Raw genomic sequence first — 25567 nt, forward strand, 5'->3', positions numbered from 1 at the left:
CGATGGGCGGTCTGTTCGATGACGCGGTGCCCGGCCAGCGGCTGGCGATCGGGGTCGAAACCGGCCATGTGATGACTGTGCTCGGCCCGGTTCCGGTCGAGGAGATGGGCATCACGCTGATGCACGAGCACATCTTGCTCGATGGCGCACGCAGCTGGAAATGCCCCTGCCATCCCGATGACATGGCGGTCGCCGAGCAGCCGGTGAACATCGAGATCATCGGCGAGTTGCGCATGAACCCATACGTCAACCGCGACAACGTTTCGCTCGACGACGCCGACCTGGCGCTGTCAGAGCTACAGCGCTATCGCGCACTGGGCGGCCACACCGTCGTCGATGCCACCAATATCGGCATCGGCCGCGATCCCGAAAAGCTCGCCCGTATCAGCCGCATGTCCGGCCTGAAGATCGTCATGGGCACCGGCTTCTATCTTGAGCACACCCATCCCGAATGGCTGAAGGCCATGGATGTGGACGCGGTGACCGAATTCATCGTCAACGATGTCGGCGGCGGCGAGACGCAGCCGCCGATCATGGCCGGGCTGATCGGCGAGGTCGGCGTCAGCAAGGATTTCACCGCCGAGGAGCGCAAGTCGCTGACAGCTTCGGCGCGCGCCTCGCGCATCACCGGCGTGCCGCTGTCGATCCATCTGCCGGGCTGGGAGCGGCTGGCGCACGAGGTGCTCGATATCGTCGAGGCCGAGGGCGCCGATCTCCGCCATACCGTGCTCTGTCACATGAACCCGAGCCACGACGACCCCGACTACCAGACAAGCCTCGCCCGGCGCGGCGCGTTCCTCGAATACGACATGATCGGCATGGACTATTACTATGCCGACCAGGACGCGCAATCGCCCTCCGACGAGGAGAACGCACGCGCCATCGCCGCCCTTGTCGAGGCCGGTTTCGGCGACCGCCTGCTGTTGTCGCAGGATGTCTTCCTCAAGATCATGCTGACGCGCTTCGGCGGCTTCGGCTATGGCTATATCCTGAAGCATTTCATACCGCGCCTGAAACGCCACGGCGTCGAGCAGGCGGCCATCGACCGCATGCTGATCGCCAATCCGAAAAGCGTATTCGCGCGGCTCTAAGCGGCCTGGAATTACACGGGAGTTCAAATGTCCAAGAAGAAGATCCTGCTTGCCGGCGAATCCTGGGTGTCGACCGCGACCCATATCAAGGGTTTTGACCAGTTTCCGACCGTCACCTACCACACCGGCCCCGACGAATTGCTGGGCGCGCTGAAGGCGACCGATTTCGACGTCACCTTCATGCCGGCGCATGAGGCGCAGCGCGGCTTTCCGCAGACGATGGAGGCGCTGTCGGCCTATGACGCGGTCGTGCTATCCGACATCGGCGCCAACACGCTGCTGCTGCATCCCGACACCTGGGTCCACTCGAAGCCGACACCGAACCGCCTGCGCCTGCTGCGCGATTATGTCAGCGGCGGCGGCGGTCTGTTGATGTTCGGCGGCTACTATAGTTTCCAGGGCATCAACGGCGGGGCGCGCTACCGCAAGACGCCGGTCGAGGACGTGCTGCCTGTGAGCTGCCTGGCCTATGACGACCGCGTCGAGGTTCCGGAAGGTTTTGCGCCCGTACCGAAACCAGGGTCGACACATCCCATCCTCAGGGGCATTGGTTCGGACTGGCCGATCCTGCTCGGCTTCAACGAGGTGAGGCTGAAGGACGGTGCGGAAGTTCTGGCTACCGTGTCGTCGGACTATGGCTCACTGCCGCTGCTCGTCACCGGCCACTATGGCAAGGGCCGCACCGTGGCCTGGACATCCGATGTCGGGCCGCATTGGCTGCCGCCGCAGTTCATCGCCTGGCCAGGCTACAAGACCCTGTTCGAACAGACGCTGGGCTGGGCGACCGGTGAGAGCTGAGCCATGCGCGTCCACGTCGTCGGCAATGCCTGCGTCGACACCATGTTTCGCGTCGGCCGCTTCCCGGCCGTGGGCGAGACCTTGAACGCCGTGAGCTACGCTGACGGCCTCGGCGGCAAGGGCGCCAACCAGGCGGTCGCGGCAGCGCGGACTGGTGCAGAGGTGACGTTCTGGACGGCGCTCGGCAAGGACCGCGAAGGCGCATGGATCAGGAGCTGGCTCGACAGCGAACTGTCAGACCTCGAGGTCAGCGAATTCGAGCTGCCGAGCGACCGCTCGACCATCGTCGTCGATGGAGGCGGCGAGAATTTTATCGTCAGCGGCGTCGCCTGCAGCGAAGCGTTCGATCCGATAGAACAAACTGCGCTTGCCCGCTGGATCGCGCCCGGCGACATGCTCGTCTGCCAGGGAAATTTGCCCCTCGCCGCGACCAATGCCTGCCTCCGAGCAGCAATGGAAAACGGCGCGCGCACCGTCCTCAACGCCAGCCCCATCGATGCGGCATCTGTGCCCGATCTCGGACTGGCGGAGGTTTTGGTGGTCAACCAATCCGAAGCGCAAGCCCTGACCGGCCAGAGCGATATGGCAGCCGCCGCCCGGGCGCTGGCGGCCAGAGGCGCAGGTATTGTCGTGATCACGCTCGGCGGCGAAGGCTGTCTCGTGCTTGGTCCGGACCAGACGGAACCGCTTCGCTTGCCGGCGCCGCGCGTCGAAGCACTCGACACCAGCGGCGCCGGCGATGTGTTCTGCGGCTGCCTCGCCGGCGGGCTTGCCCGGGGCATGCCGGTCACCTCGGCACTGGAGCTGGCGCTCGCCGCCGCCGCAATCGCCGTGACACGGCCGGGCACGCTGGCATCCTGTCCTTCCGCCTCCGAGATGGCGGCGCTCATCGATCAAATGGAGCTCTCATGACCCAGATCGGCCAATCCGGCGGCGACGCGCTCGTGGACCTTTTCGGCCGCACCAAGGTGGTGATCGGCGTCGTTCACCTGGCGCCGCTGCCCGGCGCGCCGCGCTATGATGGCGAGGCGATCGAGGCGATTTACCAGCGCGGGCTCGACGATGCCCGGGCCTATCTCGATGGCGGCTGCGACGGCGTCATCGTCGAGAACCATGGCGACATCCCCTTCGCCAAGCCTGACGATATCGGACCGGAGACGGCGGCCTATATGGCTGTCGTCTCAGACCGCATCCGCCGCGAGCTCGGCAAGCCGATCGGCATCAATGTGCTGGCCAATGCCGCCATCCCGGCCTTGGCGATCGCTAGCGCCGCCGGCGCCGGCTTCGTCCGCGTCAATCAGTGGGCGAATGCCTATGTCGCCAATGAGGGCTTTGTCGAAGGCGAATCGGGCCGTGCGGCACGCTACCGCGCCAGGCTGCGCGCCAACGGCATCCGCATTTTCGCCGATGCCCATGTCAAGCATGGCGCACACGCCATCGTCGCCGACCGCCCAGTGGAGGAACTGGTCAAAGACCTGGTCTTCTTCGACGCCGACGCCATCATCGCCACCGGCCAGCGCACCGGCCACGCCGCGGATTTGGGCTACATAAGCATGATCAAGCAGGCCGCCGGCCTGCCGACGTTGGTCGGCAGCGGCGTGACGCCGGACAACGCCAACGATATCCTCGCCATTGTCGACGGGGTCATCATCGCCAGCGCGCTGAAGCACGACGGCGTCTGGTGGAACCAAGTCGACTCTGCTCGAGTAAAGGCGTTCATGGGTGGTCTGAGGCGATAGCTGACTTCACCCCCCCACCGCACGGAAGGGCCGCAGTCACCCGCGCGAGGGGCGGGAGCTCTTCGGGCTCGCCCGCCGCCCAGAGCAAAAGATAGGCATCGAGCAGAAGTTTCATGCGTCGCCGCCAAACAGCTTCCCGATTTCCTCATCGGCCATGCGATCAACCTCGTCTGGAACTGAAAAAACTGCCCGGCCATAAACCCAACGCGACGCATTTCGCCGGCCGCAGGTGCGTCTATGGCAACGACCTTCACCATCGGCTTGCCGGATTTCGCAATTATGAAGGATTCAGCTTTGACCGCCCTGTCGACAAGACGAGACAGATGCGTCTTGGCCTCGTGAATATTGACGGTGTGCATTGCGGGCCCCGCGACTTAGTCCATGCAACTTAGTCTACTCGGGCCGATCTTCAACTATTGAGCGACTTCCTCGCGCCGGCCGGCTCCTAGCAATTTATAAATTTACGCATGGAAACTCTTGGACATTATCTGTAAATTTTCGCCTTGCAGTTTGCACGCCTGGCGGGCAGCGCCGAGGAACCACCCGGGATCGGATGTCTGTGACGAGAGGATTTCAATGCCGATGACGCACAAGACCATGGAGGATTTCGCCCGCTCCTGCGGCGTCTCCAGGCCGACCTTGTCGAAATATTTCGAGGATCCAACCAGCGTCAAGCCGGCGACGCGAAAGCGGATCGAGGAGGCACTCCGCTCGTCCGACTATCAGCCCAATCTGTTTGCCCGCAACCTGAACCGCAAGCGGACCCGCAGCATAGGCATCGTGGTGCCGACACTCGCCGATCCTTTCTATTCCGAGATGGTCAGCCGCATCGAACTCAGGCTGCGCCACGAAGGCTACTGGCCGATCGTGATCTCCTCGCACGGCTCGCGCGAACTCGAAGTGGAAGCGACGCGAACCATCCTGTCACTAAAAGTTTCCGGTGGGCTGATCGCGCCGCTCGGCCTGCGCTCGGACCATCGTGCGCTGGAGAAGCTGACGCAGGCCATACCAATCGTCTATTTCGACACCTATCTCGAGAGCGGCACGCCATTCGTCGGCAACAACAACAGCCAGAGCGTTTCGACGATCGTCGATTACCTCTGCCGCTCCGGCGACGCGCCGGTCTATTTCGACATCCCGCACGTCAATCACAATACGCGCGAACGCCTGCACAACTATGTAAGCGCCATGCAACGGCTCGGGCAAGAGCCGGTGATCATTGGCGACACCCATGAATACACCTGGGATTTCGAACGGCTCGGCTACCAGCAGATGGAGGCAATGCTCAGCACTGGTGGCTTGCCGGGTAAGACCATTTTGTGCGCCAATGACCGCCTGGCCTTCGGCATCATGGCGGCCGCCTATTCACAAGGTCGCAAGGTCGGCCGCAAAAGCGATTGCGACCTGCGCGTCGCGGCCCATGACGACCACCCGCTCAGCCGCTACACCTGTCCTGCCTTGACCACCATGGCGCAGGACTTCGCCGCTATGGCGGGACGCAGCGTGGAGACGCTGCTGGCCCTGCTTGATGAGGACGGGACTGCGGTTGCACCCAAGATCAATCTCGACGCGACATTGGTCATGCGTCAATCGGCCTGAGCATTTCCAAAGGCGAGATCGAAGCCGCGCCATGCGCCGACCGCCGCGCTGACCGCTTGCCGTGCAGCCGGGCTATGGCGGCCCATCGAGACGAAGCCGTGGATCTGGCCATTCCAGCGGCGCAGGGCGACCGGCACTCCTTCATCTTCCAGACGCTTCGCGTAGGCCTCGCCTTCGTCGGCGAGAATGTCATGGCCGGCGATGGCAACAAAGGCCGGCGCCACACCGGCAAGGCTGGCCGCCTTCAGCGGCGACACGCGCCAATCGTCGATATCGCCGGCATGGATGACGTAGTGGTCGCGGAACCAAGCCATGGTTGCCGCAGTGAGACCAAAACCCTCGGCAAAGCGGCAATAGCTGTCGGCCGTCTGCGAGGCGTCCGTATTCGGGTAGAACAGCAGCTGCGCCGTCGGCGGATTCTTGTTTTCGCGCGCGAGCAGGGAGAGCACCGTGGCGAGGTTGCCGCCCGCACTGTCGCCTGCGACAGCGATGCGCTTCGCGTCGACGCCGAGATCGTCGACGGCACTTTGCATGAAGGCAAGCGCCACGCGGCAATCCTCGATGGCCGCCGGGAACTTGTGCTCCGGCGCCAGCCTGTAGTCGGGACAGACGACGACGCAGGCGGCCATGTTGGCAAACCAGCGGCAGATCTCGTCATGGGAGTCGAGATTACCGATCACCCAGCCGCCGCCATGCAGATAGAGCAACGCCGGCGCGCCGTGCGCGGAAGCTCCTAGCCCACGATAGATCCTGAGCGTCAATGGGCCGCTTGGTCCGGCGATGGTGCGCTCGGTCAGCGAGGCGACCGGCTCGCGTTCGCCCTGCAGTGTCGGAAAGCCCTGCTCATAGGCGTGGCGGGCTTCCTGAGGGCTGCCGGCCTCGAACGGCTTGGCGCCCGCCTGCCGGCCGAGGTCGAGCACATGCCGGGCTTCCGGATCGAGCAAGGGCGAAGGCGATATTGTCATGGACGGCCCCCAAACTCAGGCAAGCAGGCTTGCCGCCTCGTCCTCCGCAAGGAGTGGCGGCTGATCGACGGTTCCATTGACTGCAACCGACTCGCGGCTTTCTCCCGAAGCGAGGATCGCTTCCATGATCTCCAGCACATGCAGCGCAAGGTCGCCGGACGCACGCGGCTTTCTTCCGCTCAACAGCGCGCGTGAAAGGTCGGCGACGCCGAGCATGCGGTAATTGGCGCGATCGGGCGCGGCGAAGGGCCAGTTGCGAGCGCCGTAGAGTTCGCTCTCGCTTGTGAAGTCTGCCCAGTCGGCTCCGCGCTCCGAAAGCGAGACGGTGCCGCCGAATGTGTCCGGATCGGGCAGCTTGAGCGAGCCTTCCGTGCCATGCAGTTCGATCGGATGGTTGGAGTGGTTGAAGACGTCCCAGGAGGCGCCGAAGGCGACGATAGCGTCTGAGCGGAATTCCAGCAGCGACAGGATGTTGGTTGGCGTGCCGACCTTGAAGGTGGTGTTCCTGTAGGGACCCTCTGCGGTGATCAGGCGCTCCTGCTGGCCACGCGTTGCCATGGCCATCACGCGGCCGACCGGCCCGAGCAGGTTGACCAGCATAGTCAGGTAATATGGCCCCATGTCGAAGACCGGGCCGCCACCGGGTTGATAATAGAATTGCGGATTGGGATGCCAATGCTCCATGCCGCGCCCCATCATGAAGGCGGTGCCGGTCACCGGCCGGCCGATCGCGCCCCCGTCCATGAGGCGGCGCGCCCGCCGGCCGGCGGCGCCAAGAAACGTGTCGGGGGCCGAGCCGAGCAGCAGCCCGCGCTTCGCCGCCTCCGTGACAAGACGGCGACCGTCGTTGGCCGAGGTCGCCAGCGGCTTTTCGGTGAAGACATGCTTGCCCGCCGAAAGTGCTGAAAATGAGATGTCGAAATGCGCCGACGGGATGGTCAGGTTGAGGACGAGGTCGATCTCCGGGTCGGCCAGAAGCGCGTCGACGCTGAGCGGACGGATGCCATATTCGCTGGCGCGCAAGGCCACCATGTCGGCGGAAATGTCGGCGCAGGCGCGCAGTTCCACCTCACCGAACAGAGCCGCATTGCGCAAATAGGTCATCGAGATGTTGCCGCACCCGACAACGCCGATGCCGAGCTTTGTCTTTGATTTCCCGTGCATTTCGATCGTACCTCCCAACACGTCAGCGGCCTGGACCGCTGCGCGGCAACGGATCACATTCGCAAGCCGCTATACAACATTTTAAATATTGACGCGCGTAAAATTGTTATAGAACATGCGAAAATGCTGACGAACGTCGGGCGCGCTGCCGGCCCTGGGAGGAGAAATGACTGACATGAAAAATCGGCCGGCCGCCGGCTCGAAGCCCGTGCTCATGTGACGATCGCCGACCGCCGGCAATTTCTCACTGGAAGCGCCGGGCAGCTGGTGCAGCAGCGGTCGGCTTGCGCGCAGGACTGGGCGTTCGCCGGACTCGCGCCAGTCGCGCGCCGAGCTTTGCCAACACCGCCTCGGGGGAGGCTGACGCAGGGCGGCATCAAGGAAGGAAAGGACGGTCGTGAAAAACCTGAAAGTCGGTTGCCAGACTTTTACTTGGGAAATGTTGGGAGACCGCTTTGCCGGCGGCCCCGACGATCTCGTGAAGGCGATCGCGGATGGCGGCTATGCCGGCATCGAGATCACCGACACGATGATCGGCCGCTATGCCGGCAGGCCGGCGGAATTCGCCACCGCACTGAAGGCGACCGGCCTCACCCTCGTCTCCTTTGCCTTCGGTTCGAAGAACGGCTTCACACTGAAGGAGCAGATCGGCGCCGACCTCGAGGCCGCGAAGCGCTGGATCGACTTCGCCGCCGCTTTTCCGGGCGCGATGGTGTCGATGGGCTCGGCCACCGTCGTCTCGGACGGCCGACGCGACGACAGGTTCGCCATCGCGGCCGAGATCTACAACAGGGCGGGTGAGCTCGGGCGCAAGGCCGGCGTCGATGTCGCGGTACATCCGAGCTCGCACCACAACACGCTGCTGTTCGACCGCGCCGACTACGACCGTATCTTCGGGCTGATCGATCCGTCGCTGGTCGGTTGGGTGCCCGACACCGGCCATATATTGCGCGGCCACAACGACATGATCGACACCCTCACAACCCATCGCGACCGCATCCGCTACGTTCACCTGAAGGATGTCGATGCCAGCGGCACTTGGGCAATGCTTGGCAAGGGCGTCTGCGACACCCAGGCAGTGATCGCCATCGCCAGCGCCGCGCCCAACTTCAACGGCTGGCTGGTGTTGGAGGAAGAATCCGACACCGCTGCCGCAGATCCGGCCGCCGCGGTCAAGACCAACCGCCAGACGATGCGCGGCTACGGCGCGTGAGGAACAGATCATGATCCGGAAACAAGACCGCCGCCTTCGTGTCGGTGTGCTCGGCTGCGGGCCGATCGCGCAATTCGCCCATCTCGAATCCTGCGTCAAAGCAAGGAACGCCGACCTCTATGCTATCTGCGATGCCGCCCCCGACCTTTTGGCGCGCATGGGCGCAACCTATGAACCTGAGAAGATGTATGGCGACTACGACGCCATGCTGGCCGACCCGGAACTGGAGGCGGTGATCGTCGCGACCTCGGACGCCTATCACGTGCCGATGGCGATCAAGGCGCTCGAGGCCGGCAAGCATGTGCTGTGCGAGAAGCCTATCGGCGTCTCGGTCGAAGAGGGCCAAAAACTCGCCGACGCGGTCAAGCGCTCCGGCAAGGTGCTGCAGGTCGGCCACATGAAGCGCTTCGACCCGGCTCTTGAGGCGGCGCGCGATTTCGTCCGCGACGAGATGGGCGAGATACTGGCGCTAAAAGCCTGGTATTGCGATTCCACCCACCGCTACACCAACACCGATGCCATCCAACCGCTGCCGGTCAGCAGCCGGCTGGCGCGCAAGCCGGCCGGTAATCCGAAGGCCGATCTCAGGCGGTACTTCATGCTTGCGCATGGCTCGCATCTCGTTGACACCGCACGCTTCCTGTGCGGCGAGATCCTCGCGGTGCGCGCCCGTCTCAACCAACGTTTCGGCGCCTATTGCTGGTTCGTCGAAACGGAATTCGCCAACGGAGCGCTTGGCCATCTCGACCTGACGGTGGCTGTGCGCATGGACTGGCACGAGGGCTTCCAGCTCTACGGCGAAAACGGCTCGGTGATCGCGAAGACTTTCAATCCCTGGTACTTCCGGGCAAGCGAGGTCGATATCTTCCATGAGAAGGATGCAACGTCGCGCAAGCCGCTTGGCGCGGACGGCCATTTCTTCCGACGCCAGCTCGAAGGCCTCTCCGACACCGTGCTTGACGGCGCGCCGCTGCGTGGCGCCGACGTCGAGGACGGCCTCGCCTCGATCCGCGCCATGGTGGCGATCGCCCGCTCGGTCGAAACCGGCCAACGCGTCGAGATTGCTGGCGTAACAGGAGCGGTCTGATGGAGATCGGGGTGTTCGCCAAGACCTTTCCGGGAAGCGAGCCGGCCGGTGTGCTGGCCGCGGTGCGCGACGCCGGATTTGCCGTTACCCAGTTCAACCTTGCCTGCGCCGGCCTGCCGTCGATGCCGGATGCGGTGCCGGATCACGCCATCAGCACTATTGCGGCTGCGTCTGATGCCTCCGGCGTCGCTTTGGTGGCGCTGTCGGGCACCTACAACATGGCCCATCCGGACAGGACGGTGCGCCACGACGGCCTGCGCCGTCTTGGCGCGGTCATCGAGGCCGCGGCAGCGCTTTCGGTTCCGCTCGTCACCCTGTGCACGGGAACGCGCAACGCGGACGACCAGTGGGCGCATCACCCTGGCAATGCCGATCCGTCGGCCTGGGCCGATATGGCAAGCGAGATGGAAAAGGCGCTTGCTCTGGCCGAGCATCACGGTGTCGATCTCGGCATCGAACCCGAACAGGCCAACATCGTCACATCGGCAGCGGACGCGATGCGCCTTATCGCAGAGATGGGCTCGAAGCGGCTGCGCATTGTGCTCGATCCGGCGAACCTGTTCGAACAGGCGAGCACAGGGCAAGCACGCGCCGTCGTCGCTGCAGCAGTCGAAGGCACCGCAGGCCACGTCGCCATGGCCCACGCTAAGGACCGTTTCGCCGACGGCCGCTTTGCCACCGTCGGCCGCGGCGTCGTCGACTTCGCCGATTTCGTCGCCCGGCTCAAAGTGTCAGGCTTTGACGGGCCGCTGGTCACGCACGGCCTTTCAGCCGAAGAGGCACCAGGCGTCGCCCGGTTCCTGAAGGGGCTGGCCTGATGGCGCGCCCGGCCACCTTGTTTCGCGACGATGCCACGCTGCGGATTTCCGATGAGGGCGACGGGCTTGCCGTCGTCTTCCAGCACGGGCTGGGCGGCGGCGAGGCACAGGTCGCGCAGGCTTTCCCCATCGACGCCGGCTGCCGGCGCATCACGTTGGAATGCCGCGGACACGGTGAGTCCGATCTGGGCAGCCGCCGACCGTTTTCAATGGCGATGTTTGCGGACGATGTTCTGGCCGCCGCCGATCAGGCCGGCCTCGAACGTTTCGTCGCTGGCGGCATTTCCATGGGCGCCGCGATTGCGTTACGCCTTGCCTGCCGTTGTCCGGACCGCGTCGCCGGCCTGATGCTTGTGCGGCCGGCCTGGACGTTCGAACGCGCGCCAGTGAACCTGCAGCCGATCGCCGAGGTCGCCGGCCTCATCCTCGATCATGGCCCCGACAAGGCCAGGACGATCTTCTCGCGGTCTGAAGTCGCCGCGCGCCTCCAGAGCGAGGCACCAGACAATCTCGCCTCGCTGTTCGGTTATTTCGACCGCCCGGATGCGGCATTGTTTGCGCAAGTCCTGACCGACATCGCTGCCCATGGAGCTGAGATCTCGGCAAGCGACGCCGCCACCCTTGCCATTCCTGTGCTGGTCATTGGCAATACTGTGGATGCGGTGCATCCACTATCGGCCGCGCATACACTTGCGGATGCCATCCCCGGCGCGGCCTTTGTGGAGATCGCCGCCAAGGCGCTCGACGGCAAAAGGCATTTCGCCGAGCTGCAGGCCGAGATCACCACGTTCCTTCACGCCCACTTCAACATCCGGAGCCTTGTTGCGTCATGACGAGCAAATCCCTGTCCGGCCGTGTTGCCATCGCCGCCTTGCCCCGCAACCGGCTGCTCGGAGAGTTTTCCCTGTGGTCGGCCGACCTGGCCAACATGGAGCGCGATCTGAAGCGCATAGACGCTTATGTCGACCTGCATCACATCGACGTCGCTGACGCCCGCTTCACCCCCGGCTTCCTGTTCTTTCCGGATCTGGTGGCACGGATCGCCAAGCTGACGACAAAGCCGATCCATGTGCATCTGATGGTCGAAGCGGAAATCGTCGAGGAGCAAACGCGCCAGTTCATCGAGGCCGGCGCCGACCTCATCAGCGTCCATGTTGAAAACGGCGAGGCCGGGTTGCGCGCCGTGCGGCTGGCGCATGAGCTAGGCGCCGAGGCCGGCGCGGTGCTCAGGCTGGAGACGCCTGTCTGCGCCGTCACGCCCTTCTTGCCCGAAGTTGCCTTTGTGACGCTTCTCGGCACGTCGATCGGCGTCAAGGGCCAGGCCCTGTCCGACCAGGCCTGCCCGCGCCTGATCGAGGCGCGCGCGCTGATGCGAAAAGCAGGTCGAGAGAACCAAATCATCTTGGCTGCCGATGGCGGAATCCGACACGAGACGGTGCCGCGCCTGCGCGCTGCCGGGGCCGAAACGGTGGTGCTCGGATCGCTGGCGTTCGGCGACCCCGACCTTGCGCAGCGCATGGCCTGGCTGCATGGGTTGAAGGTCACCGCCTGATGACCAAAGTTGCGCTTGCATTCGATCTCGGCGGAACGGAGCTGCGGGGCGCGCTGGTCGAGCGCAACGGTCGGGCTGTCGCCCGCATTTCGGCGCCGACGTTGGCGGGTGCGGGATCGGAAGCGGTGATCGGCCAGATCATCTCACTTGCTGGCAGGCTTCTGGTCGAGCGGCCGCAGGCAGAGATTGCCGGCATCGGCGTCTGCGCGCCGGGGCCGCTCGATCCCAAGGCCGGGATCGTGATAGCGCCGCCGACGCTGGCCGGCTGGTACGACGTGCCGCTGCTCGACATTCTGGGCAGGCATTTCGGCCTGCCGGTGCGGCTGGAGAACGACGCCAATGCAGCCGCGCTGGGCGAATGGCGTTTCGGCGCCGGCCGGGGTAGCGGATCGGTGGTCTTCGTCACCGTGTCGACCGGCATCGGCGGCGGCGTCGTTGCCGATGGCCACATCTATCATGGCCGACGCGGGCTGGCAGCCGAGATCGGCCATATGACCATCACCGGCGAAGGCGACCGCTGTTTCTGCGGTGCCATCGGCTGCTTCGAGGCGGTGGCGTCGGGAACCGCGCTCGGACGGCATGCCACGCGGCTGACGGCTCCCGGCGACGGCTCACTGCTCAGGCGTCTTTCCGGCGACGGCAATGTCTCGGCCAGGCACGTCGTCGAGGCCGCGCACGCCGGCGATATCAGGGCGCTCGAACTGGTCGAGGCCGAGGCGAAGTGGCTGGGCATCGGCTTCACCAATCTGTTGCACCTCTACTCGCCTGATCTGATCGTGATGGGCGGCGGCCTCGCCAACGGCTTCGATCTGCTGGCGCCGCTTATCAGGGGCACCGTCGAAGCGCGGGCGATGCCCGCCTATCGCGATGTGCCGATCGTACAGGCGCAGCTCGGCGACCAGGCCGGCCTGGTCGGCGCGGCAAGCCTGATCCTGTGGGAGGGCGAGCCAGGAACGTCACTGGCAATGGCGCAGAACGACGAGAGAAGATGACGCCGGCACTCGCCGTGAGCGCTTCGGCCGCAGCGAATTCGAACTCCAGCGTCAAACGCGGCGCGGCACCGAGAGGCTGATGGCAGACGAAAGGCACTCACACGTAGCGCACTTCGACTCCCAGCTTGTCCAATCGGCTACGAATCCCATACGGCATACCAGTGTCGGTGATGATCAGATCGACACGTGACAACGAGAATGCCTTGGACGAGGCGCCGATATCCCATTTGCTTGAATCTGCCACAAGGATCACACGCCTGGCCATACGAACCAGATTACGCTTCGTACGTGCAATGTCTTCTGAGACATCGACAACGTCGAATGAGTGATCTATCGCATGCGCGCTGACGAATGCCTGGTGAGCCACAAGACCGCCCACGGCCTTGTCAAAATCCGACACGATCGTGCTGACCGTCTCGGGATAGACCCGACCGCCTATCATATGCACGTCCAGTCCGGGACGATACATCAGATGCTGCGCGATGTTCATCGCGGTTGTCGCTACTACGACATTGCTGACCGGGGGCATCTGCATTGCGACCTGCAGCAACGTCGAGCCGCTGTCGAACACCACGGACTGGTTGTCTATGATCTGGCGCGCCGCCATCTGCGCGATACGCCGTTTGGCATCGAAGTTGCGGTACATCCGTTCTTCGAAGGCCGCGGCGGGCGAGTCAGCGGGCAAGGCAATTGCGCCGCCATGCGTTTTGATCAACTGCTTTTTTGCGTCCAGAATTTCCAGGTCGGACCTAATGGTCACCTCGGACACGCCGAAGTTTTCCGCCAGTTGGCTGGTGCGCGCCTGGCCGGTCCGTTGAAGCTCGAGCATGATCTGATGTCGTCGTTGTTCCGCCAGCATGAGTGACCCCGAATTGCTGTTTGAATAGCTGCACACGCTAACCTTTCGAAAATCGAACCCCAAACCGGCAAGCGTTTGCGAATCCTTCGGATAGCGCGTCATCGTAGCGAACGCTAGCGGTCGCAATCGCAATCTTATATCAAAACGAAAGAAATCGAAATATTGAGTGTTGTTTTGCTTTCGAGTTAGGGTCCCTCAATGTCAGATCAAAAATCGCGAAGGGACTGCACCGATATGGGCCTTGGAACTAAAATTCGCTTGTCGCGGCTGTTCTCGCATCGATCTGGAAACCTGTTCGGTGGTGCGGTCGACCATTTCGTAGGCTATGGCAACGTCCGTGAGGGCGGCCTTGCGGATCTCCCCGGCGCGCTCAAGCGAGTGATGGCCGGAGAGCCAGATTACATCAGTATTCAGCCTGGTGCGGCGCGTCATCTGTGGCCGGCTTACGCCGGCAAGGCGGCGCTGGTCATTCAGGCGGGGTGCTTTACGCCCGACGATCGGATCAGTCAGTTGATCGCGACACCCGAAGATGCCGTGCGCTACGGTGCCGATGCGCTGGCCGTCGCCATTCCGGTGCGGGGCGATACCGAGGGCCACTACATTCGCTGGCTTACCGATACGGTCAACGCTGCTGCTCGTTTCGAAATGCCGGTCGTTGCGCATGTTTATCCGCGCGACTATTCAAACGGCTGCAAGATCGTCTTCACGCCCGACGAGATCGCCTATGCAGTTAGGATTGGCTTTGAGACCGGCGTCGACGTGATCAAGGTCGGATACACTGGGGACTTCGACTCATTCAAGGAAACCGTCGCCACTTGCCCGGTTCCCATCGTTATCGCCGGCGGCCCGAAGACCGAGGATCTTCTGGGCGCTCTGACCCAGACCTCTGAAGCCCTGCGCGCCGGCGCGAAGGGTGCGGTCGTGGGGCGCAATTTGTGGGGGCATGGTGACACCACGATGGCAGCGCGTGCGTTCAAGGGCGTCATTCACGACGGGATGGCGCCGCAAGACGCTTTGGCGGTTGCGGCACGTGAGCCGTGACCGGCGATCTTCAGGTCTTGGGCTTCGGAGCCTTGGCGATTGACGACATCATCTATGTCGACAGCCCGCTGGGTGCCGGCAAAGGGAGGGTGACAAATCGCACGAGGGACCACGGCGGCAATGTGGCGACGGCACTCGTTGCTGTCGCCAAGTTGGGCGGGCGTGCCGGTTTCATCGGCTGGCTGAGCGATCAGCCACATTCAGATGTCAGCGCCCGCGAACTTGAACGACACGGTGTCGACATATCGTTCGCGCCACGTCGTTCCGATGCCAGGCCGATCCGGTCGGTGATCACTGTCGCGCCTAATGGTGACCGATTCATCGCCTATGATGATGATGTGCCGCACGGGACCTCGGATGCGCTGGCCGACAGCGTCCTTGCGCAAGCCCAGGTACTGTTGATCGACGGCTACGCCACGCAGGCGGAGATGGTCGTTGCTCGTGCCCGCACGCTGGGTCTGGCGGTGATCGCCGATATTGAGTGGACAATCGGACCTGCAACCGACCGATTGATCCGCCTATCAAATCACCTCGTATTCCCTCTGGAATTTGCGCAGACCTATACAGGCGAAAAAGAGGCGACGGCGATCCTGCGCAAGTTGTGGTCGGATGACCGCTCCGCGGTCGTGTTGACCGATGGCGATCGAGGCGCCTACCTCCGGCAAAAGGACGATGCCGTTTTGTGGCACGTTCCGGCCTACAAGGTCAGGGCAGTGGACACGACCGGCGCGGGGGATTGTTTCCATGGGGCCTATGCCTTTGCCCATACACAGGGAAAGCAGCCTGTCGCCTGCGTTATCTACGCAAACGCCGCGGCCGCGATCTCGGTAACGGGCCGCGGTGGCCGTATGGCTCTGCCAGACCACAACGCCTGTCTCGCGTGGATGGCGAAAGAAAATGCGCCTGTGCCCATACCGATTACGTCGCCAGACTGAGAATTCATCGCTCGGATATTGCCGCTTCTGGTGGAACGTCCGGGAGCGCGCCTTGGCTGCGCCGATGACACTGCCGGTTCGATCTGCAGTCGCGCTGGGTGGAGGCTATTCGACGTTTAGCTAGCGCTGATAATAGGGAGGATGTGACGTGGCCATTGTTGTGTTGGACAAGATTTGCAAGACCTACGGGACGAAATTCCAAGCAATCAGGGATCTTAGCCTGACGATAAACGATGGCGAGTTCCTCATTCTCGTTGGCCCGTCGGGATGCGGAAAATCAACTGCCTTGCGCATGATCGCGGGGCTGGAAGAGATCAGCAGCGGAACCCTGAGCATTGGCGGCGAGAATGTTGAGGATCTGGCGCCGAAGGACCGCGATATTGCGATGGTCTTTCAGAATTATGCCCTGTATCCGCATATGACAGTGTTCGACAACATAGCCTTCTCGATGAAGCTTGCGGGGAAGAGCAAGGCCGAGCGCACGAAGCGCGTCCATGAAATTGCAAAGACCCTGCAATTGGAAACGCTGCTCGACAGTAAGCCGGCGGCGCTGTCAGGCGGACAACGCCAGCGGGTCGCCATGGGGCGCGCGATGGTGCGCGAACCGGCGGCCTTTCTCATGGATGAACCCTTGTCAAACCTCGATGCCAAGCTGCGCGTGCAAATGCGCGCGGAAATTGTCAGCCTGCAAAGACAGTTGGGGGTGACCACGATTTACGTAACACACGATCAGACCGAAGCCTTGACCATGGGCGACCGGGTTGCGGTCTTGAAGGGCGGTGTGCTTCAGCAGGTCGACACGCCAAAGACACTGTACAATCGGCCAATCAATGCCTTCGTGGCGGGTTTCATCGGCTCGCCGTCGATGAACCTGTTCGAAGGCCGTTTGCGCAATGGCAGGATCAACCTGCCGACCTTTTCGATACCGGTGCCGACGAGTGCGTTTGAGCGCTCGCCTAGTCTGACCGCCTTCGAAGGCAAGACACTCATCTTCGGCATACGCCCCGAGGATCTCTACGACAGCAGTCTGGAATCGGGATCGCGCCATGCCACTCTGCCGGCCATCGTAAAGTCGACGGAGGAATTGGGATCCGAGCTTGTCGTTCACCTGAGTGTCGATGCGGCACGAATCGATTCCGGCGACCCAGATGCTGTTGAAGATCTAAGCGGTGCGGCAAACGCCGTAGCGAGGTTTGAAGCCGTCAGCGCGGTCCGGCCGGGCGAGTTGATTAATCTTGCGATCAACGCGGCCAAGTTGCACTTCTTCGATCCCCAGACGCATCTCGCAATTTAGCGTGATCCGCGAGGGTTGATCCGGAAAGAATCGGACGCGCAAATTTTGTTAGACGCTGGCTCCGCTCTGGTGTGCGAACCCCTCGCTCGACCATCAAATCGGTTGGTTGAGGGTTATTTTTGGGCCGTGACTTCTAAGCTGCAAGATCGTAGCCGGCCAGGAGCCAAGCATTCGTGGGCGACTAAGATCGTTGGCTTTGCATCAAGGGAAATTTCGGGCCGTCCTCCTTGGCAAACGGTGCAACCCTGCTCGACATCGTTCAGCGGTGCGACACGCCGATTTTTTCACCGGGAGCTCGAGATCGTCTTGTGCCCATTGGTCACCCAACAAAGCGACCAAGCGATCAAGAGTCGCCTGAACGCCGTCTAAATTGCGACGTCTTCGCAAGTGCGTGACCTCGCCGAAAGCCCGCTTTTCCGCCCGATCGATGCGCCTTTCATTTGTTTTCTTTTGAGCTAACAGGCTTTCGTTTGTTTACGAAATTAGCGGAAAAATGCGACGCGAGCAATGTGTACAATGGAAAAGCACCTCCTCGGAACTCAGACAAATCGCGTTATTATTCAACTGCTTACATTTATTTCTGGCTTCGCATTATCCCAGCCATTCTTCACGATCCCAGTTCTTGATTGACACAAAGACCCGGAAGGGAACCTAGTTTGATCGCGATCGGGAGGATCGAGCCAAAACATCGCTCCGAGGAGGGAAACATGAATGTCAGTAAATATATTGTAGCGGCTTCGTCCGCTGTGGCCGTCTGGGTACTATCTGCCACCTGCGCCTTCGCTGAGACCAATCTCGAATTCATCCAATGGTGGGAGCCCGAAATGCCCGCTGGCGCTTTGCGTGGCATCATGGATGAGTTCGAAGCTAAAAACCCTGGCATCAAGGTGACGCTTGTCAGCGGCCCCTACTCCGCCACCCATGATCAGATCGTGGTCGGCGCCGCGTCGGGTACGCTCAGCGATGTCGTCGGCCTGGACGGCGCATGGGTCAACGGGCTTGCAAAGCAGGGCGCAATCGCGTCGATGGACAGCCTAATGGCCGACGCCAAATATGACCCGAGTCAGATCGCTGACATCATCAAGGTCAACGGCCAAAGCGTCATGTTCCCGCTAGCCTCGTTCGTATACCCGGTCTTCGTCAATCTCGATCTGGCCAAGGCTGCCGGTGTCGACAAGATGCCGACTACCCGCACAGAATTCGCCGCTGCCGCGAAGAAGATGACCAATACGGACAAGAACGAATACGGGTGGGTGCTGCCGCTATCGCTGCAAAATCCCGGCGGCATCCAGAACGACGTGATGTCTTGGGTGTGGGCTTCCGGGGCGTCGATGCTCAAGGACGGTAAGCCCGATGTGGAAAATAGTGCCGTGGTCGGTACGCTCGAATACATCAAGTCCCTGCAGGACGCCGGCGTCATATCGCCAGGCATCTTTGCCAAGAAGGAACAGGACAAGGTCGAAGAGTTCGTCAACGGCCGCGTTGGAATGATGATCGACTCGCTGGCACATATCAATCTTATCCGCCAGCGCAACCCCGATCTCAAGTTCGGCATCTCTGCCCTGCCTGCGGTTGATGGCTATTCGGGTAAGCGCGGACTGCCCTATGCCTCGTGGGGCATCGGCATCAGCAACAGCTCCGAGCACAAGGCTGAAGCCTGGAAGCTTGTTGAATATCTGATGAGCCCGGAAGTGAACGGCCGCCTGGTATCGCTCGCAAACGCCTTTCCAGGCAATGTGCACGCGAAGCCTGACTTCTCGAAATCGGACCCGCTATTTGAGGAAGCCTTCAAGATCTACCAAAGCGGCCACCTGGCCAACGAATTCGTGGGCCTGCCCGTCGCCGAGGACCTGATGCGAGACATGAACGTCGAAGTGCAAAAGATGTTCGACGGCCAGCAAACCGCAAAGGACGCGGCTGCCAATACGCAAAAGCAGTGGTTGGTTGACTTCGCCAAGTAGGCGCAGCTCCAGACAATTCCGGCAGCGCGATATGGTTCTATCGCGCTGCCGCTGCATCGTAACCAGACGATACGTTCCTACGATCAAACGGGTTACACCTCATGAGCCTCGCCAACGAAGGTCTGATCGTCACGCCAACGAAAGTGCGCAAGCGTGGCATGATCTCTTACAAGACAAGAAAGAGGCTGATCCCGCTGTTTTACGTGGCACCAGCCACGTTTTTGTTTTGCCTGCTCATGCTGTTTCCCATGATCACGGTCCTGCGCTATTCGCTGATGGACGGCGCGATCATGAAAAAGGACGCTGCTTTCGTAGGGTTGCGGAACTACGTGACGATCTTCGCAGATCCGGTTTTCTGGCAGTCGGTCGGGCAGACCCTCTATTTCACGGTGATGAGCGTCATTTTCCATCTTCTAATCGGCTTGGCCTTCGCGCTCTTGCTGAACACCCAACGCGTCCATCCGGTGATTAGAAGCATTCTGCGTGTTCTCTACATCTTGCCCTGGCTCTTTACGGCAGTGATCATCGCGATCATATGGCGGTTGCTTTTGGATCCCAACGGCGTGGTCAACAGCATCCTGATGGCGCTCCATATCGTCAACTTCAAGGTCGAGTGGTTCTCCTCGACGAAGACCGCGCTCCATGCGTTGACGTTTGCGAACATCTGGGCGGGATACCCGCTTTACATGGTCAGCTTACTCGCCGGTCTGCAGGGCATCCCCAAGGACCTTTACGAGGCCGCAGGCATCGATGGGGCCAATGAGTTGCAAAAGTTCCGGTACATCACGATTCCGCAGCTGATGCCGATCATCATCAGCATCGCCTTGCTGGATTTCATCTGGACGATGCAGGTCTTCCCGCTGGTCTGGATGACAACGGGCGGTGGCCCGATCCATGCGACCGAGGTGCTAAGCACGTATACCTATAAGCTTGCGTTTTCGAGTTACGAATTTTCACAAGCCTCGGCGAGCGCGATCTTCATCCTGATCATCTCGATGGGCGCGACTTACTTCTACATCAAACGCCAGAAGGCCAGGTGACCGGCAATGGCAAAGCGCTCTTCTTTCAAAAACACCGTATTGCCCACCGTACTGACATATCTGGGGCTCGCGGCCGGTCTGGTCTTTGCAGGTTTTCCCATCCTGTGGATGTTTTTCACTTCGTTGAAATCGAACACCGAGATCTTTGCCCTACCGCCGAGGCTGCTGCCCGACCATTTCACCAACGTAGCCTACCTTTCGATCTTCAATGATCCGGTCAAGGTGCGCTTCTTTCTCAACAGCTATCTCGTCGCGGGAGTGGTAACGCTTCTGACGCTGCTGGTCGCCATTCTTACGGCCTATGGCTTCAGCCGCTATTCATTCCGTTTTAAGAATACGCTTAACGTCTTCATCATCAGCACGCAGACGGTCCCACCGATCACGCTTCTCATCCCCTATTTCGGCATGGTCGTCGCCTTCGGCATTTTCAACACCTATTTCGCGCTGATTCTAACCTACATGGTGTTCACCCTGCCTTACGCAATTCTGCTGATGACCGGCTATCTCAATACCCTGCCAAGGGAACTCGATGAGGCGGTGTTGGTCGATGGCGGGTCAAGTTGGACAGCGCTGTGGCGTGTGGTTATCCCTCTTTCAGTGCCTGGCATCGTCGCGACTGCGGTCTATACGTTTCTGTTGGCGTGGAATGAGTTCCTCTTTGCGCTCACTTTGACGAAGTCGACAGACATGCGGACCGTTCCAATCGGTATCGAGTTGCTAATGGGCCAACATGCGTTCGAATGGAACGAGATGATGGCGATGAGCGTGCTGGGATCGCTCCCGCTTCTGATCCTGTATCTGATTGCACAGCGTTATTTCCTCGCGGGCTTGGCCGCCGGGTCGGTGAAGATCTGAGCGGCTGGACTCCCAGTTCGCCGCTCTCGTCATCCCGTTGAGGGATTGGCCGGAATGGTGTTGCTGAACACAAACACGCCCAATGTCCGGCTACCCGGTTCGAACGTGATCGTCCATTCCTGCCAGCAGGGAAGCAATCAACGCTGGGATCATACTGGCGGCCAACTTAGGAGTCGTGCTTCCGGCCTATGCTTGACCGCGCATGACGGCGCACAGTTCACTATGGAAAGCTGCACTCCCGGCACGCGCAATCAGATTTGGCACCTGCCTCTCCTGCCTGCCGCACCTAGATGATTGTGGCACGGGACAAACAGAATTCGATTCCTCGCAGCAGCCTCTAACAGACGCGACAGCGCAGTGCGAAAGACCACCGCGGAAAACTTAGGAAAGAAGCTGTACGGATTGTCCCTGCGCCGAAAGCAGTTTGGCGGCCTTCCGGTCAAACGAGACGAAAGTCTCCCCGCCAAGCCAGCCGCCGTCAAAAGCGATCACGCCGTCCGCGAAATCGCCGCCGGCATCGAGGACTGACAGCCCTGCCTCAACTGCCGGCCGGTTGACGACAACATTCGCGGTGTTCAGCAACGCCCGGATCGCCGCGGCAATATTTTCGCGCTCTGTCTGGTATTGCCTGGCCAGAACCCAGGCGAACTCGCACAAGGCCTGCAAGCTCACGGCCACGATGTCCGCTTTGGCCAGCAGGTCGACGGCAACGGCCGCCTGCCCCTCATCATCGGCGACATAGGCGCGCAGCAGCACATTCGTGTCGGCCGTAACCCTCATTCCTTGCCGGACCCGGCCGCGGCGCCCGCTTCCGCTATCGCCTCGTTGATCTCCTCGATGCTGAGCACCTGGCCGTTCGTCTTGCCTCTGAGGAAGCCGTGGAGGTCCCGGAATGACCCTTTCGCCCGTGCCGCCTTCAATTCCGCCCGACCGTCGGGCAGCAGATCAAGCTCGATCTTCTCGCCCGGCTTGATGCCCAGATGTTGCAGCACGTCCTTGCGGAACGTCACCTGTCCCCTTGTCGTCACTGTCAACGTTGTCATATTAAACATTTCCTGTTCATCGCAATAAGATAATGCAAATCTGCATTATTATCAATGCAGATCGTCGGGGCCAAGCTTGGCGTCCATGCGGCGACAGAATCGCATTCCTGCCGTTTAGAAAGCCGCCAGGGACTGTGGATTCGCTCTCGCCCCCTAGTTCGGCAGATTCGTTGATTCCCAACGTCGAGTGGATCACGAACGGTCGCTTCGAGTATCTCGAGATAGCTTTTTCGACGTTGCGGCCGGTCTGGACCGCTGCCCTCCATCTGCTCTGCGATCTTCTTCAGATTTTCCGCCGCCGGCCAGAAACGACCATCACCTTGGCGAATTCGCTCATAGCGGACAAACAGGGCAGGTCAGCCACGATTGGCGGATCCAAGGGGCTCGCGCACTTCCGTGCTAATGGACATCTTGCAACCGATGCCGACCGGTTGCCCAAGAAAGCGCTTCTTCGAGCCGGTCGTCTCCCCAAAAAGTTTCGCCATTTACCACGAACGCAGGCGAACCGAAAATTCCGTATTCGCGCGCCGCATCGGTTTCCATCTTGAGCCGCTCGTGGGCGGCGGGTGCGTTGGCCTGAGCGATCACCGCATCCACGTCTTTGCCGAGTGGCCGAAGCACGTGTTCAAGGTGGCCTCTGTCGCCGAGGGCCACGCCCTCCAAATACCAAGCCTTGAAGCTCTCGATTGTATAGTCCTCACACCAGCCGCCTTCCGCGGCGACCATAGCAACCCTGTTGGCCAGAAGGTCGGGGTCGGTTGGCCAGATGGGTGCATTTACGAAGGGTAGCGCGTGAGTTCGCGCCCTGCGCTGCACGTCACGCCACATGTATTTGACCTTGGCGGTCTGCGAGCGAAGCGCAATGTTGTTTTCCGCCATGACGGTGCGGACATTGAATGGACGCCATCTGACGGTAATGCCAGCGTCCCTCGCCAAAGGGCCGATACGCATGACGGAGAGGTATGCATAACCACTCCCAAGGAAATAGAAAAATTCGAGTTGCCTCATCCGCTGTCTCCTCGACACTGTCTGGAGCCCGGGCGTTCACGCGATCCTCGACGCCACCACTACGCTGCCAGCTGCCCTTACCAAGACTTCACGCGTCGCCTCCCAGTTTCCTGGTCGTCATGGCGCATCGAAGGCATCCTGCCCAAACATCAGGGTAATTGCTGAGTTCCTGTATTGCGCAAGCGAGATCCCTGTCTTCGCTCTGTGAAAAGGCTTGCCGAATTGCTTCCCAACCACGCAACGTTACAGTGGAAGAGACGATCCACCTGGCATCTTCCGCCTAGGCTGAAGCACAAGCTGCTGCCTTGAACCGATTCACGAGCTGCAAGGTATTCTCTCGTGATTGGGCAAAGTCTAAGCTAAAGCCAACTATGGCCTCCTGCCTCCCGACGCACACTATCGCCCAACGTTGGAGCGTAGGCAATATTGTATTAGCGTCAACTTGAATACCGCCATCGTCGCTCCCGGCTCACCCTGGCTCGGCGAATAGGCATTGGTGAGGTGGTGGCGATCACCGCGGCACAGGGCGCGGGCCTATCCGCGTCTCAGCCGCAGCTCGCGCGTGACTCCCGGCGGCGAAATTCGAACTCCGGACCCCTAGAGTCGAAGTTACTAGTGTCAAAATAGTTGTTTTAGATGAATTACTTAATCAAAATGTCGTTTTCGAAAGCCTTGGAAATCCAAGATCATCGGATCGCCTAGAGTAGAGGCTTCGTCTCGCGCACTTCATGGTTCTGTCCGCGATCGATCCAGCCGTTGGCGATTGAGCAGCATGGAATCGCCGAATTCATGCGTGCGATATCGGTGCTCGGCGAAGGCTGCGGAGGCCTTGGCGAGCAGAGCATCGTCGGCAAAGGCGCGCAGCAGCTCGAAATGGCTTTCGCCGGGCTGGTGGACGCCTGTGAGAATCGCATCGACCACGCGAAGTGGCGTGCCCAGCGCGATACGCCCGGTCGCAATGCCATTTCCGGCACGCACATTGCCGTCGGGGTTGGCAGCTGCCTCAAGCGCGCGCACCACGCTCGTGCCGATTGCGATGATGCGGCTTCCGCGGAGCTTCGCCCGCGCGACCTGGGCCGCCGTGCGCTCGGGAATGCGGTACGGCTCGTCGAAAGGGAGGCGCAAGTCGAGCGCGGGGTCCCCGGTGGAAGACACGCCCGCGGCATGCGTGAGTGTTGCGAAGCCCACGTCTCGCCGACGCCAGGCCTGGAGCGTGCGCCAGTCGAGTGCGAACCCTGCCGATGGCGCCTCGAACGCCACCGGCCCGGCGGCAATCTTCGTCCAAACATTCCAAAGTGCCAACGGTTCGCGAACATTCGCATATTGGATCGGCCGGCCGTGCTGCGCCACTCCTGCAAGCACCGCTGCGCGGTTGCCTCGGAAGCGCAATTCGAGAAGGCGAGGATGGTCGAGAAGGCGCTCTATGACGGCTTCAAGCCGGCCGAGCCGGAGGTGATCGCCTGGTGATAGCGGGGGCGGAGGCAGCCGATTTTCCGTGCGCATGCGGTGATCGCCCGCGCCGAAGGCAATCGCCAGGAAGTTGGTTGGGTCGGGAAATGTCAGCCAGCCTGCCAGGCGGAACTCGATCGCCTCGTTGCTGGGAAGGTGCGTGCCGCGCAAGCTGGCAGGCAAGGTCGCGGCGTCATTGGCGATGACCAGATCGCCGGCATCGAACAGTATCGCGAGTTCAGTGCGCGGCAGGTCGCGCGTCGCGCCGTCCGCCTCCACGACGAGCAGCCTGGCGGCGCGCCGATCCGGACGGTCGGCGGCAATCATCCGCGTGTCTCGGCGAGAAGTGTTGCGCCGGCCGGCAACGTATCGAGCATCTTTTCGATGATCTCGGCAGCAGCCAGGTCGGGACGCTTCAATGTCGACGGATCGGCGTCAGGAAGCGCCAGCGCGTGCAGCGGGGTGTCCATATCGCCGGGGTCGAGCGCGAGGTGCCGGATGCCGTCGGCCTTCGCCTCCTCGTCCCAAATCGCCGTCAGGTGAGCAAGAGCGGCCTTGCTCACACCATACGCGCCCCAGCCGGGATAAGCGTTCACCGCCGCGTCGCTGGAAATGTTGATCACCAGCGCGCCACGGTCCTCGCGCGCGGACGCGGCAAGTGCACCGAACAGTGCTTTCGTCAGCCGGAACGCGCCGACGAGGTTGACCGCGAGCGCTTTTTCCAGCTCCTCGCACTCGGTATCGGCAAGGAGCGCCAGTGGAACGGGCCCGAGGCTCGACGCATTGTTGATCAGAACGTCGAGCCCGCCTAGGCTCGCGGTGACCTGCAACGCGATCGGGTAGATGTCGTCCTTTTTGCCGACGTCGCCGACGATGCCATGTGCGCCCGTCTCGTCAGCGATGCGTTCGACGTTCGCGGCAGTGCGGGCAACGAAGGCGACGAACGCACCCTCTCTGGCAAGCTGCCGGACAAGGGCCAGTCCTAGGCCGGACGTGCCGCCGGTGACTGCTACACGAAGTCCCTGAAGATCAATGTTGGTCAGCATTGACGATACTCCTTCAAT

Annotated in this window: 26 protein-coding genes and 1 pseudogene; 18 read left to right on the forward strand and 9 right to left on the reverse strand. The window is 61.6% G+C overall.

What is annotated here, in order from left to right:
- Positions 1–2 precede the first annotated feature (2 nt).
- The 4 genes from NKH89_RS30805 to NKH89_RS30820 are packed head-to-tail and all read left to right on the forward strand — an operon-like array spanning position 3 to position 3628.
- Positions 3–1091, forward strand: a complete 1089-nt coding sequence (locus NKH89_RS30805; RefSeq protein WP_352548567.1) for a phosphotriesterase family protein — start codon at positions 3–5, stop codon at positions 1089–1091.
- 27 nt (positions 1092–1118) lie between these two features.
- Positions 1119–1889 carry a glutamine amidotransferase gene (locus tag NKH89_RS30810; protein ID WP_352911016.1) on the forward strand — a complete coding sequence of 257 codons (771 nt, stop codon included), beginning with the start codon at positions 1119–1121 and terminating at the stop codon, positions 1887–1889.
- 3 nt (positions 1890–1892) lie between these two features.
- On the forward strand, positions 1893–2801 hold the full coding sequence (locus tag NKH89_RS30815; RefSeq protein ID WP_352885508.1) for a ribokinase: 909 nt from the start codon (positions 1893–1895) through the stop codon (positions 2799–2801).
- On the forward strand, positions 2798–3628 hold the full coding sequence (locus NKH89_RS30820; protein WP_352483923.1) for a BtpA/SgcQ family protein: 831 nt from the start codon (positions 2798–2800) through the stop codon (positions 3626–3628). Before NKH89_RS30815 ends, NKH89_RS30820 begins: the two co-directional genes overlap by 4 nt.
- Positions 3629–3739: 111 nt before the next feature.
- Here the strand turns inward: NKH89_RS30820 and NKH89_RS30825 are convergent.
- Positions 3740–3987, reverse strand: a pseudogene (locus NKH89_RS30825) (type II toxin-antitoxin system Phd/YefM family antitoxin).
- A 217-nt stretch (positions 3988–4204) separates the two neighbouring features.
- Between NKH89_RS30825 and NKH89_RS30830 the strand changes: the two are divergent.
- A complete protein-coding gene (locus NKH89_RS30830) occupies positions 4205–5227 on the forward strand; it encodes a LacI family DNA-binding transcriptional regulator (RefSeq protein ID WP_352911018.1) in 1023 nt (340 codons plus the stop codon).
- Here the strand turns inward: NKH89_RS30830 and NKH89_RS30835 are convergent.
- Positions 5215–6192: an alpha/beta hydrolase gene (locus NKH89_RS30835; protein WP_352911020.1), complete on the reverse strand. Its 978-nt coding sequence runs from the start codon at positions 6190–6192 to the stop codon at positions 5215–5217. The two genes, NKH89_RS30830 and NKH89_RS30835, sit on opposite strands and share 13 nt — an antisense overlap.
- 15 nt (positions 6193–6207) lie before the next feature.
- Complete coding sequence (locus NKH89_RS30840) at positions 6208–7356, reverse strand: Gfo/Idh/MocA family protein (protein WP_352911022.1); 1149 nt, start codon at positions 7354–7356, stop codon at positions 6208–6210.
- A 439-nt stretch (positions 7357–7795) separates the two neighbouring features.
- Here NKH89_RS30840 and NKH89_RS30845 point away from each other — a divergent pair, with 439 nt between their 5' ends.
- From NKH89_RS30845 to NKH89_RS30870, 6 genes are read left to right on the forward strand one after another with little or no spacing between them, the layout of a single operon-like run.
- A complete protein-coding gene (locus NKH89_RS30845) occupies positions 7796–8569 on the forward strand; it encodes a sugar phosphate isomerase/epimerase family protein (protein ID WP_352496446.1) in 774 nt (257 codons plus the stop codon).
- Positions 8570–8579: 10 nt separating this feature from the next.
- Complete coding sequence (locus tag NKH89_RS30850) at positions 8580–9656, forward strand: Gfo/Idh/MocA family protein (RefSeq protein ID WP_352548576.1); 1077 nt, start codon at positions 8580–8582, stop codon at positions 9654–9656.
- On the forward strand, positions 9656–10474 hold the full coding sequence (locus tag NKH89_RS30855) for a sugar phosphate isomerase/epimerase family protein (RefSeq protein ID WP_352496436.1): 819 nt from the start codon (positions 9656–9658) through the stop codon (positions 10472–10474). Before NKH89_RS30850 ends, NKH89_RS30855 begins: the two co-directional genes overlap by 1 nt.
- Positions 10474–11307, forward strand: a complete 834-nt coding sequence (locus NKH89_RS30860; protein ID WP_352911024.1) for an alpha/beta fold hydrolase — start codon at positions 10474–10476, stop codon at positions 11305–11307. Before NKH89_RS30855 ends, NKH89_RS30860 begins: the two co-directional genes overlap by 1 nt.
- Entirely contained in the window at positions 11304–12026 is a 723-nt protein-coding gene (locus tag NKH89_RS30865) for a ribulose-phosphate 3-epimerase (protein ID WP_352911026.1), read from the forward strand. The genes NKH89_RS30860 and NKH89_RS30865 overlap by 4 nt, the downstream gene beginning before the upstream one ends.
- Positions 12026–13018 (forward strand): ROK family protein, encoded by a 993-nt coding sequence (locus NKH89_RS30870; protein ID WP_352911029.1) that lies wholly within the window; start codon positions 12026–12028, stop codon positions 13016–13018. Before NKH89_RS30865 ends, NKH89_RS30870 begins: the two co-directional genes overlap by 1 nt.
- 97 nt (positions 13019–13115) lie before the next feature.
- Here the strand turns inward: NKH89_RS30870 and NKH89_RS30875 are convergent, their stop codons facing one another.
- Positions 13116–13877: a DeoR/GlpR family DNA-binding transcription regulator gene (locus tag NKH89_RS30875; RefSeq protein ID WP_023721854.1), complete on the reverse strand. Its 762-nt coding sequence runs from the start codon at positions 13875–13877 to the stop codon at positions 13116–13118.
- A gap of 234 nt (positions 13878–14111) precedes the next feature.
- Here NKH89_RS30875 and NKH89_RS30880 point away from each other — a divergent pair, with 234 nt between their 5' ends.
- The 7 genes from NKH89_RS30880 to NKH89_RS30910 all read left to right on the forward strand — a co-directional run bounded on the left by NKH89_RS30880 (position 14112) and on the right by NKH89_RS30910 (position 21297).
- The gene (locus NKH89_RS30880; RefSeq protein ID WP_352911031.1) at positions 14112–14918 is read left to right on the forward strand and encodes a beta/alpha barrel domain-containing protein; all 807 of its coding nucleotides are present in this window, start codon (positions 14112–14114) and stop codon (positions 14916–14918) included.
- Positions 14915–15853: a PfkB family carbohydrate kinase gene (locus tag NKH89_RS30885; RefSeq protein WP_352911033.1), complete on the forward strand. Its 939-nt coding sequence runs from the start codon at positions 14915–14917 to the stop codon at positions 15851–15853. The genes NKH89_RS30880 and NKH89_RS30885 overlap by 4 nt, the downstream gene beginning before the upstream one ends.
- A 148-nt stretch (positions 15854–16001) precedes the next feature.
- Entirely contained in the window at positions 16002–17147 is a 1146-nt protein-coding gene (locus NKH89_RS30890) for an ABC transporter ATP-binding protein (protein ID WP_352911036.1), read from the forward strand.
- Between the two features lie 707 nt (positions 17148–17854).
- The gene (locus tag NKH89_RS30895) at positions 17855–19108 is read left to right on the forward strand and encodes an ABC transporter substrate-binding protein (RefSeq protein WP_352911084.1); all 1254 of its coding nucleotides are present in this window, start codon (positions 17855–17857) and stop codon (positions 19106–19108) included.
- A 158-nt stretch (positions 19109–19266) separates the two neighbouring features.
- Positions 19267–20148, forward strand: coding sequence for a carbohydrate ABC transporter permease (locus tag NKH89_RS30900; RefSeq protein WP_502896964.1), 882 nt, complete (start codon positions 19267–19269; stop codon positions 20146–20148).
- 6 nt (positions 20149–20154) lie between these two features.
- Positions 20155–21003: a carbohydrate ABC transporter permease gene (locus tag NKH89_RS30905; RefSeq protein ID WP_352591001.1), complete on the forward strand. Its 849-nt coding sequence runs from the start codon at positions 20155–20157 to the stop codon at positions 21001–21003.
- A gap of 54 nt (positions 21004–21057) precedes the next feature.
- Complete coding sequence (locus tag NKH89_RS30910; RefSeq protein ID WP_352590998.1) at positions 21058–21297, forward strand: ricin-type beta-trefoil lectin domain protein; 240 nt, start codon at positions 21058–21060, stop codon at positions 21295–21297.
- An 87-nt stretch (positions 21298–21384) separates the two neighbouring features.
- On the opposite strand, the gene NKH89_RS30915 is transcribed toward NKH89_RS30910, so the two are convergent.
- The 5 genes from NKH89_RS30915 to NKH89_RS30935 all read right to left on the reverse strand — a co-directional run bounded on the left by NKH89_RS30915 (position 21385) and on the right by NKH89_RS30935 (position 25549).
- Entirely contained in the window at positions 21385–21783 is a 399-nt protein-coding gene (locus NKH89_RS30915; RefSeq protein WP_352516340.1) for a type II toxin-antitoxin system VapC family toxin, read from the reverse strand.
- Entirely contained in the window at positions 21780–22046 is a 267-nt protein-coding gene (locus NKH89_RS30920; RefSeq protein WP_031194881.1) for an AbrB/MazE/SpoVT family DNA-binding domain-containing protein, read from the reverse strand. The genes NKH89_RS30915 and NKH89_RS30920 overlap by 4 nt, the downstream gene beginning before the upstream one ends.
- Before the next feature lie 399 nt (positions 22047–22445).
- Positions 22446–23054: a 2-hydroxychromene-2-carboxylate isomerase gene (locus NKH89_RS30925; RefSeq protein WP_352590996.1), complete on the reverse strand. Its 609-nt coding sequence runs from the start codon at positions 23052–23054 to the stop codon at positions 22446–22448.
- Positions 23055–23780: 726 nt separating this feature from the next.
- The gene (locus tag NKH89_RS30930) at positions 23781–24830 is read right to left on the reverse strand and encodes an S-adenosylmethionine:tRNA ribosyltransferase-isomerase (RefSeq protein WP_352911042.1); all 1050 of its coding nucleotides are present in this window, start codon (positions 24828–24830) and stop codon (positions 23781–23783) included.
- Positions 24827–25549 (reverse strand): SDR family NAD(P)-dependent oxidoreductase, encoded by a 723-nt coding sequence (locus NKH89_RS30935; protein ID WP_352496565.1) that lies wholly within the window; start codon positions 25547–25549, stop codon positions 24827–24829. Before NKH89_RS30935 ends, NKH89_RS30930 begins: the two co-directional genes overlap by 4 nt.
- Between the last annotated feature and the right edge of the window lie 18 nt (positions 25550–25567).

The organism is Mesorhizobium sp. M0923, assembly GCF_040319365.1.
Taxonomy (GTDB): domain Bacteria; phylum Pseudomonadota; class Alphaproteobacteria; order Rhizobiales; family Rhizobiaceae; genus Mesorhizobium.